General features: G+C 72.7%; 11 protein-coding genes and 1 pseudogene. 3 read left to right on the top strand and 9 right to left on the bottom strand.

The features are described from left to right. Nucleotides 1–989 (top strand): glutamine-hydrolyzing GMP synthase (gene guaA, locus COGEMETH_RS16165; protein WP_238183628.1); only part of this gene is annotated, 989 nt, incomplete at its 5' end. A gap of 129 nt (nucleotides 990–1,118) precedes the next feature. Here guaA and COGEMETH_RS16160 read toward each other — a convergent pair. Together COGEMETH_RS16160 and COGEMETH_RS16155 are read right to left on the bottom strand one after the other, a co-directional pair. Beyond that, nucleotides 1,119–1,550, bottom strand: coding sequence for a type II toxin-antitoxin system VapC family toxin (locus tag COGEMETH_RS16160; RefSeq protein WP_238183627.1), 432 nt, complete (start codon nucleotides 1,548–1,550; stop codon nucleotides 1,119–1,121). Next, nucleotides 1,550–1,849, bottom strand: a complete 300-nt coding sequence (locus COGEMETH_RS16155) for a ferritin family protein (RefSeq protein ID WP_238183626.1) — start codon at nucleotides 1,847–1,849, stop codon at nucleotides 1,550–1,552. The genes COGEMETH_RS16160 and COGEMETH_RS16155 overlap by 1 nt, the downstream gene beginning before the upstream one ends. Nucleotides 1,850–2,063: 214 nt before the next feature. Between COGEMETH_RS16155 and COGEMETH_RS16150 the strand changes: the two genes are divergently transcribed. Then, on the top strand, nucleotides 2,064–2,507 hold the full coding sequence (locus COGEMETH_RS16150) for an OsmC family protein (RefSeq protein ID WP_238183625.1): 444 nt from the start codon (nucleotides 2,064–2,066) through the stop codon (nucleotides 2,505–2,507). A gap of 38 nt (nucleotides 2,508–2,545) precedes the next feature. After that, the gene (locus COGEMETH_RS16145) at nucleotides 2,546–2,911 is read left to right on the top strand and encodes a Cif family virulence factor (RefSeq protein WP_238183624.1); all 366 of its coding nucleotides are present in this window, start codon (nucleotides 2,546–2,548) and stop codon (nucleotides 2,909–2,911) included. A gap of 6 nt (nucleotides 2,912–2,917) precedes the next feature. Here COGEMETH_RS16145 and COGEMETH_RS16140 read toward each other — a convergent pair whose 3' ends face one another. The 7 genes and pseudogenes from COGEMETH_RS16140 to COGEMETH_RS16110 all read right to left on the bottom strand — a co-directional run. Beyond that, a complete protein-coding gene (locus COGEMETH_RS16140; RefSeq protein ID WP_238183623.1) occupies nucleotides 2,918–3,592 on the bottom strand; it encodes a response regulator transcription factor in 675 nt (224 codons plus the stop codon). Continuing rightward, nucleotides 3,589–4,089: an MxaH protein gene (locus COGEMETH_RS16135; RefSeq protein ID WP_238183622.1), complete on the bottom strand. Its 501-nt coding sequence runs from the start codon at nucleotides 4,087–4,089 to the stop codon at nucleotides 3,589–3,591. Before COGEMETH_RS16135 ends, COGEMETH_RS16140 begins: the two co-directional genes overlap by 4 nt. Further along, on the bottom strand, nucleotides 4,086–5,036 hold the full coding sequence (locus COGEMETH_RS16130) for a YncE family protein (RefSeq protein ID WP_238183621.1): 951 nt from the start codon (nucleotides 5,034–5,036) through the stop codon (nucleotides 4,086–4,088). The genes COGEMETH_RS16135 and COGEMETH_RS16130 overlap by 4 nt, the downstream gene beginning before the upstream one ends. Beyond that, complete coding sequence (locus tag COGEMETH_RS16125) at nucleotides 5,033–5,578, bottom strand: SRPBCC family protein (RefSeq protein WP_238183620.1); 546 nt, start codon at nucleotides 5,576–5,578, stop codon at nucleotides 5,033–5,035. Before COGEMETH_RS16125 ends, COGEMETH_RS16130 begins: the two co-directional genes overlap by 4 nt. 3 nt (nucleotides 5,579–5,581) lie before the next feature. Then, nucleotides 5,582–6,607, bottom strand: coding sequence for a vWA domain-containing protein (locus tag COGEMETH_RS16120; protein WP_238183619.1), 1,026 nt, complete (start codon nucleotides 6,605–6,607; stop codon nucleotides 5,582–5,584). Continuing rightward, the gene (locus tag COGEMETH_RS16115) at nucleotides 6,604–7,230 is read right to left on the bottom strand and encodes an MxaK protein (RefSeq protein ID WP_238183618.1); all 627 of its coding nucleotides are present in this window, start codon (nucleotides 7,228–7,230) and stop codon (nucleotides 6,604–6,606) included. The genes COGEMETH_RS16120 and COGEMETH_RS16115 overlap by 4 nt, the downstream gene beginning before the upstream one ends. After that, nucleotides 7,227–7,831: pseudogene (locus COGEMETH_RS16110) on the bottom strand (hypothetical protein); the annotation flags it as partial. The pseudogene COGEMETH_RS16110 and the gene COGEMETH_RS16115, both read right to left, overlap by 4 nt.

Here is a 7,831-nt window from a genome sequence, read left to right as displayed (position 1 = left end):
CCCATGGTCCAGTCGCCGGTGCAGCCGGCGACTGGACCATGGGCGCCTACCGCGACGAGTCGATCCGCAAGATCCGCGACCAGGTCGGGACGGGCAAGGTGATCTGCGGCCTGTCCGGCGGCGTCGATTCCGCCGTGGCCGCGGTGCTGATCCACGAGGCGATCGGCGAGCAGCTCACCTGCGTCTTCGTCGACCACGGCCTGCTGCGCCAGGGCGAGGCCGAGGAGGTCGTGCGCCTGTTCCGGGACCACTACAACATCCCGCTCGTCCACGTGGAGGCGCAGGACCTGTTCCTCGGGGCGCTGGAGGGGGTCAGCGACCCGGAGGCCAAGCGCAAGACCATCGGCCGCCTGTTCATCGACGTGTTCGAGGCCGAGTCGAAGAAGATCGGCGGCGCGGCCTTCCTGGCGCAGGGCACCCTGTATCCGGACGTGATCGAGAGCGTCTCCTTCACGGGTGGTCCGAGCGTCACCATCAAGAGCCACCACAACGTCGGCGGCCTGCCCGAGCGCATGAACATGCAGCTCGTGGAGCCGCTGCGCGAACTGTTCAAGGACGAGGTCCGGGTCCTGGGACGTGAACTCGGCCTGCCCGAGGCCTTCGTCGGGCGCCATCCCTTCCCCGGTCCGGGGCTCGCCATCCGCTGCCCCGGCACGATCACGGTCGAGAAGCTCGACGCCCTCCGCAAGGCGGATGCGATCTACCTGGAGGAGATCCGCCATGCCGGCCTCTACGACACGATCTGGCAGGCCTTCGCGGTGATCCTGCCGGTGAAGACGGTCGGCGTGATGGGCGACGGGCGCACCTACGACCATGTCTGTGCGCTGCGTGCCGTCACCTCCGTCGACGGCATGACCGCCGACTTCTACCCCTTCGACATGACCTTCCTCGGCCGCGTGGCGACGCGCATCATCAACGAGGTGAAGGGCATCAACCGCGTGACCTACGACATCACCTCGAAGCCCCCCGGCACGATCGAGTGGGAGTGAACCGGGCCCATCCGACAGGCGTGATTGCCGCTCTGCGTGCGGCGGCCCTGCACCGATCGTCGAACGGCGCCACGGCCGCGACCGGTTCCGTATCAACGCGGAAAGGGATGGTGACAGCGCGGATACCGGTCATCGCGCTGCCCCGCGTATCGGATTGACGACCCGGATATCGCGAAAATCCTTTTCGTTGTCGGTGACGACGGTGCAGCCGTGCGCCTCGGCCACGGCGGCGATGATCGTGTCGAGGGCGCTGCGCGGCCGGCCCTGTGCCTTGCCGGCCGCCATCAGCCGCGCCCAGATCAGCCCGGCCGTCTCGTCGAACGCCAGCACGCGGCCGGCGAAGAGCGCCTGCGGACCTTCCGGCCCGGAGAACCATGCTTCGAGCCGATCGCGGCGTTTGCCGGGCGGTTTCTCCAGAATCCCCCGGCGGATTTCGGCGACGGTCAGAGAGGCGATGAAGAGGTCTTCGTCGTTCCGCTCGCCCATCGAGGCGAGCAGGGATTCCGACGGGGCCGGTTTGCTGATGTCGCTGATGATGTTGGTGTCGAGCAGGTAGCGCATCAGACCTCGACGTCGCGCCCATCGTCATAGACACGGACGAGGTCGAGGTCGGCACCCAAGAGGGGAGAGCGTCGCAGCGCGGCCAGGATTCCGCCCTTCCTCGACGGCTCGCCGCCGATGGTCCGGCTCACGGCCGCGCGGAGACGCGAGGCCTCCGGACCGTCCTCCGCGAGACGACGGGCCAGGGTCCGTATGAGGTCGCGGTCCGCGTCCCGGGCCAGCACTTCGAAGCGCGCGAGGCCGCGCTCGCTCAAGCGGGACCGATAGCTTTGGATGGCACGCTTCTGCGATTCGCCCACGGTCGTCCCCCGGATATCTCCAGTCCTATATCCGCACGGTGCGGCGCTTCAAGGAGGGCGCCGGAAAGCCGCCCGGATGACATGTCACGCAATCCTCGATAATCGAGTCGCCTCCAACGCCGCAGGCTCGCAGGCCGAGACTACTGTACTTCGCGATCGAACCGTACCGGTGCGGTCGTCACGCCGCCGACCACGATCCACCCGGAGCTCGACGATGGCGGACAGGCCCCGGATCAGGATCACGCAGATCCAGGATTACAGGTTCACGGTGGATTTCGGAGCGTCCCTGTCGGACCTTCGCGTCGACGAGGCCGAGCCGATCGGCGAGGGCGCGGGGCCGTTTCCGGAGCAGATGCTGATCGCGAGCGTCGCCAACTGCCTGTGCGCCAGCATGGTCTTCGCGCTGGGCAAGTACCGGCAGGATTGCGGGGGGCTGGAGGCGGAGGCCTCCTGTCGGGTCGACCGCAACGCCGAGGGCCGCCTGCGCATCTACGGGATCGACGTGCGGATCGGGCTCGGGGCGCGGATGGCCGACATGGACCGGATCGACCGGGTGATCGCGCAGTTCGAGCGGTTCTGCACCGTCTCGGAGAGCGTGAAGGTGGGCATCCCCGTTCTCGTCACGGTGCATGACGGGGACGGCCTGCGCCTGAACTGACGCCTGCAAGGCCTGAGCCGGAGACGGAGAGCCCGACGATGAATCGCGATCCTGCACGAAACCCGGAAGACCTGGCCCGGCTGTTCAACGCGCGTGCGAATGCGGGGGACGTGGAGGGACTCGTCGCGCTCTACGAACCGGAGGCCGTCCTCGCGGCCGGGGCGGTGGTGGCCACGGGTCATGCCGAGATCGCCGCGTTCTACGCCGACCTGCTGGCGCGCCGCTCGCACTTCCCGCCCGTCGAGGAACTGGCGCCGATCCGCAACGGCCGGCTCGCCCTGACCTTCGCCCGCTCGCAGAACGGCACCCTCTCCGTCGAGGCGGCCCGCCAGCAGGAGGACGGCACCTGGCTCTGGGCCGTCGACCAGCTGAAGATCCGGCCGATCGAGGCCGGGCGCGACTGAGCCGCATCAGGCACTCATGCCGCCCTGCGAGACCGCGATCTGGATCAGTTCGGCCTGGGAGCCGGCGCCGAGCTTCCGGCGCATGCTGGAATTGGCGTTGATGACGGTGCGGTAGCTCACCGAGAGGGTGTCGGCGATCGCGGCGTAGGACCTGCCCCTGCTCAGGAGCGACAGGATCTGCAACTCGCGGGCGCTGAGGCGGGCCAGCGGCGCGTGGCGGCCGCCGGCATTGAGCATGGCGACGTCGGTGGCGAGCCGGTGCTGGAGGTAGCCGCGGCCGGCGCGCACGGCCTCGATGGCCTCCAGGAAGGTCGCCGTGCCCGCATCCTTCAGGACGAAGGCGAGCGCCCCGCTCTCCAGCGCCCGCGAGACGATCACCGGGTCGTCGTGCATGCTGAAGGCGAGGATGCGGGTGGCAGGCTCCAGGGCCCGGATGCGGCGGATCAGGGAGAGGCCGGAGAGGCCGTCGTCCCGGAAGTTCAGGTCGGTGACGACGATGCCGGGGCGGTAGCGGTGGAAGGTCCGGTAGCCGGAGACGATGTCGGCCGCCTCGTGCACCAGGGCGACGCCCGCCTCCTCGGCCAGCCGCCGGAACCCCCGGAGCACGATCGGGTGGTCGTCGACGATCAGGAGGTCGTCGGCGGCCGGCGGGCGGCGGTCCGTGGCGCGCGCGGCCGTCATGGGCGCGCCTGTGGGTTACGGCCGGCGAGCTGCCCCAGGGCGGCGGCGTGGTCGTTCCCCTGCGCGCGGGCGTTGAAGTAGTGCTGGCACATCTCGCCGTAGAGGCTCTTGTGCCGCCCGCGCGCCGCCGCGATCCCGCCGAGGCCGTCCAGGATCGCCCGGGCCGGCTCGCGCTTGCCGACCTCGGCCAGCATCTGCTCCAGTTGGGCGGTGCGGTTGGCGATCATCCGCGGGTCCTCGATGAAGCCGTCCTTCGTCCGGGCGAGGGCCTCCTGCAGGGCGCGCACCTCGGGAGCGTCGGCCGGGAGCGGCCGGCCCGCCTCGCGGCCCGCGAGCCAGCGGGCCGGGTCGGTGGCGTCGGTATGGCCGAGCCAGGCCGGCAGGGCGCCCTCCGTCGTCGTCGCCACGACCGCCCCGTCCTCGCCCCGGCCGGCCTCCTCGCCCCGGTCGCAGGCCGGTAGCGCCAGCACCGCGCAGAGGGCGAGGACGCGCCTCATCGCACCGTCTCCTGCGCGGCCACGAGGCTGCGCGGCCCCTCCGCCACCGGGATGCGGGCGGTCTCCTCGAGGGTCGCGAGGTCGATGACCGAGACGTCGTCCGAGAACCAGTTCGCCACGTAGGCCCGCCCGCCAGAGACCGCGACGCCTTCGGGATAGCGCCCCACCGGCACGGTCGCGGCGAGCCGCAGCGTCCGCGCGTCGAGGACGGAGACGGTGCCGGCATGCTGGTTCGTCACCAGGATGCGGCCTCCGTCCGGGCTGACGGCCACGCCGTAGGGCATGGCGCCGACCGGCACCGTGGCCAGCACGCGCAGATTTCCCGTGTCGATCACGCTGAGGTCGTTGCTGCGCACGTTGGCCACGTAGAGCCGGTCCTCGGCCGGGCTCAGGGCCAGGGCGAAGGGCGCCTCGCCCACGGCAACGGTCGCGATCCGCTCCATCCGTTCCGCATCCACGACGCTGACCTGGCGGCTCTCCCGGTCCGCGACGTAGAGGCGCCCGCGCCGGTCGAGCACGACGCCGGCCGGGTCGCGCCCGACCGCGACCGTGGCCTCCACCACCCCGGTCTCGGGCGAGAGGCGGCTAACCCGGTCGGCCGACCAGTCGCCGACGTAGACGCTGCGCCCGTCCGCGGACGCCGCGAGGCCGAAAGCCTGGCCCGCATAGGGCAGGCGGCGCAGGACGCCCCCGCTCACGGCGTCGAGCACGGTGATCGCCCGTCCGTCCGGGTGGCTGAGGTAGAGCCGGCCGGCCCCGGCCGCGACCGTGGCGGGGGCCGCCGCCACGGCCGTCGTCGCATGCACGGCATCGCCCGCGGTCTCGATCCGGGTGAGGGACGCGCCCTGCTGGCTCGCCACGAAGACCGTGCCCGCCCGCGCCGGGGCGCAGGCCAGGGGGTACGCGAACAGGCAGGCGAGTGCGAGGCGGAGGGTGAGGACCGTCATTGCGTCGGCTGGCCCTCCAGCTTCGCCTTGAGGCCCTTGAGGCCGTCGCCGAAGAAGCGGTTCATCGCCGCCTTGCCGGCCGCGTCGCTCAGGTCCTCGGGCGGCTCGTTGCCGGTGTCGCCGCGGTAGAACCGGCCCATCCATTCGACCTTGGAGCCCTCGCCCTCGGGCGTGACCGTGAGCGTGGCGGAGTAGGACGAGACCGGCAGCGCCTTCAGGTCGGGCTCGGACATCCGGTAGGAATAGGTGCGCCCCTCCGCCTTCCACTCGTCGAGGCTCTCGGTGAGCGTGCCGCCGGCCTTGAGGGTGAGGGTGCGCGTGCCGCCCTCCGCGTTGCCGCCCGAGCCCTCGGCCTTGGCCACCTCCGGGTGCCACCGGCCGATGCTCGCGAAATCGCCGACGAGCGTCCAGACCGCCTCGGGCCCGGCCTTGATCGTGATCGACTGGACGACCTTCTGCGGGGTCGGGCCGTGGGCCGTCGCCGCGGTGGCGAAGGCCAGCAGCAGGGTCGGCACGGTGGCACTTAGGGCGGTCTTACGCATGGATCAGGCTTTCCTGGGGGACGGCGCGGCGACGGAAGGGTTCGTCCGCGCAGGCTGCGGAGGGGCAGGGCGACTGCGGAGCGGCGAGGCGAGGAGGGCGGCGAGCACGAGGAGCAGGGCCGCCCCGCCGAGGACGGGGCGCGGGTCGAGGCTGCCGGGGCGCGGGCGCGGGGTGGCGGCCGTCGAGAGGGGGTCCGCCAGGCCGCCGGGGCCTTCGAGGTGGGCGTAGGCGAGGCCCGTCTGCGCGGCCAGGGCCCTGAGGTGGGCCTCGCGGACGGCGGAGAGGTGCTCGGTGCCCTTGGCCGCCGAGGCGCCGAAGGGGGCGTTGCGCGGATTGTAGCCCTCGCGGGTCTCGGCATCGGCCGGCGGCGGCCCGAAGCGGTTCTCCTGCTGCACGTCGGCCTCGCCGACGAAGCCGGTCTCGCGGCCGCGGTCGTCGAATTTCGGGATCGGGGACAGGGCGTAGCCGCCGGCCCCCACGATCAGGCCGCGCACCGCGCCGGGCCGGCCCTCGAAGGCGGGCAGGCTCCCCGTTGCCGGCAGAGGCGGGGTCTCCTGGCCGTCCGTGACGAACAGCAGGTCGGTGCCCAGGTCGGCGGCCATGGCGATGGCGCGGTGGAGACCTGCCGTCACGCGGCTGTCGCCCTCCCAGGCCATGCGCCAGTCGAGCGCCGCGAGCGCCCCGTCCAGGGGGGCGAAGTCGGCGCAGACCTCGATCGGCGTGAACAGCAGGAACGGCCGGCGCTCGGTGAACAGGCCGAGCGCCACCTGCGATCCGCAGGGCAGGCCGGCCACGAGCCGGCGAAGCGCCGCCTTGGCGGTGTCGAGGCGGCTCACGGGTCTTCCATCGGCCACGTAGTCGCGCACGCTCATGCTGCCGGTGATGTCCACGACCGCCAGCACCGCGACGCCGTTCCGGGTCAGGGGCAGCGAACGCGCGAGGATTGCCGCCAGGGCGAGCGCGAGGGCGATGAGGAGGGCCCGGCAGCGCGGGTCGCGCAGGTTGCGGGCCAGCGGGAACGGGGTCACGGCCCGCCCCGCGGCTGGCCGGGGATGTCGGTCCAGATCTTCTTCGGCTCGGCCTGCAATTCGTCGCCGGTCCTGCGGTCGAAGTCCGGGTAGTCGCGGATCAGGCGCGAGGCCACGTCCAGGTTGAGCTTGGCGTCCCAGAAGTCCGGCCGGGCCTGGAGGGCGCGGCGGTAATCCTGGCGGGCGAGCGTCACCTGGGGGCCGGCCCTGTCGAGGTCGCTGGCGGTGAGCAGGGCGAAGGCCTGGCGCATCCGGGCGTTGGCCACCGCGTAGCGGGCGCGGGCGGCGGCCTCGACGGCCTCCTGCCGCTCGATGGCCTCCACCAGGGGCTCGGTCTCCTCCAGCCGGCCGCGCTGGGCCAGGAACCGGACCCGCGCGAGCAGGAGGGCTGCCGGCGCATCCGGCGCGACGGCGAGGTCGCGGCCGGATTCGAGGGCGGCGATCCGCGCGTTGGTGCCGGCGGCGCGCCAGGAGGCGAGGCCGAGGCCGAGGGCGGCGATTGCGAGCAGGATCGGCAGGGCGACGAGCAGGTGCGGGCGGGCACGGCGCCAGCCTCGCGCGATCCGCCGGCCCGTGCCGGCCGGCAGGGCCGCATCGTCTCGGGCCTGGGCCGGCGCCGTCATGCCGCCTCCTTCACGGGCAGCGCGTCGGCCGGGGACGCTCCGGCCACCGATGCCGGCAGGGACCGGGAAAAATCGGCTTCGGCCAGCTTGGCCAGCACGAGCAGGGCCAGCCCCAGGGCGGCTGCGGCGTAGGCGTAGGCGGTCAGGTCGCGGCGGGGGCGCTGCTCGGTGTAGGGGATCGGGTCGCGCTCCAGGGCCTCGATCTGCCGGATCGCCCCGGCCACGGCCTCGGCCCCCTCGGCCTCGAAGGCGCGGTAGGGCACGCCGAGGCTCCTGAAGAACAGGTCGAGGTGGCGCTCGGGCGCGGCCTGGGGCGTGTCCTCGCCGACCGGCCGGTCGCGGATCGAGGGGGAGCCCTGGGTGCGCAGGAACAGCCAGTAGAGGTTGGGCCGGACCTTGGCGAAGGCCGCCCGCAACTGCCCCTGCACCCGCGGGTCGATCACGGCGGCGCCGTCCGGATCGAGCCGGTGGTCGCCCTGCGGGTTCGAGGTCGGGTCCGCAGGCCCCGGCGGCTCGGGCGAGAGCCCGGCGGCGGCACGCGCCAGGAAGTCGCGCAGGTCCGCGTCCGCAGGCTGGCTCACGCCGCCTCGGCCGGCGCGAT

Origin of the sequence: Methylobacterium trifolii (genome assembly GCF_022179685.1) — a bacterium.
GTDB lineage: Bacteria > Pseudomonadota > Alphaproteobacteria > Rhizobiales > Beijerinckiaceae > Methylobacterium > Methylobacterium trifolii.
The sequence above is the reverse complement of the archived record's forward strand: the minus strand, read 5'-3'. Positions and strand labels throughout refer to the sequence as shown.

Bases quoted from the DNA above. Each gene is read 5' to 3' on its own strand.
- COGEMETH_RS16160 (WP_238183627.1), bottom strand. From the start codon at position 1,550: ATGCGCTACCTGCTCGACACCAACATCATCAGCGACATCAGCAAACCG.
- COGEMETH_RS16150 (WP_238183625.1), top strand. From the start codon at position 2,064: ATGGCGGACAGGCCCCGGATCAGGATCACGCAGATCCAGGATTACAGG.
- COGEMETH_RS16145 (WP_238183624.1), top strand. From the start codon at position 2,546: ATGAATCGCGATCCTGCACGAAACCCGGAAGACCTGGCCCGGCTGTTC.
- COGEMETH_RS16140 (WP_238183623.1), bottom strand. From the start codon at position 3,592: ATGACGGCCGCGCGCGCCACGGACCGCCGCCCGCCGGCCGCCGACGAC.
- COGEMETH_RS16135 (WP_238183622.1), bottom strand. From the start codon at position 4,089: ATGAGGCGCGTCCTCGCCCTCTGCGCGGTGCTGGCGCTACCGGCCTGC.
- COGEMETH_RS16130 (WP_238183621.1), bottom strand. From the start codon at position 5,036: ATGACGGTCCTCACCCTCCGCCTCGCACTCGCCTGCCTGTTCGCGTAC.
- COGEMETH_RS16125 (WP_238183620.1), bottom strand. From the start codon at position 5,578: ATGCGTAAGACCGCCCTAAGTGCCACCGTGCCGACCCTGCTGCTGGCC.
- COGEMETH_RS16115 (WP_238183618.1), bottom strand. From the start codon at position 7,230: ATGACGGCGCCGGCCCAGGCCCGAGACGATGCGGCCCTGCCGGCCGGC.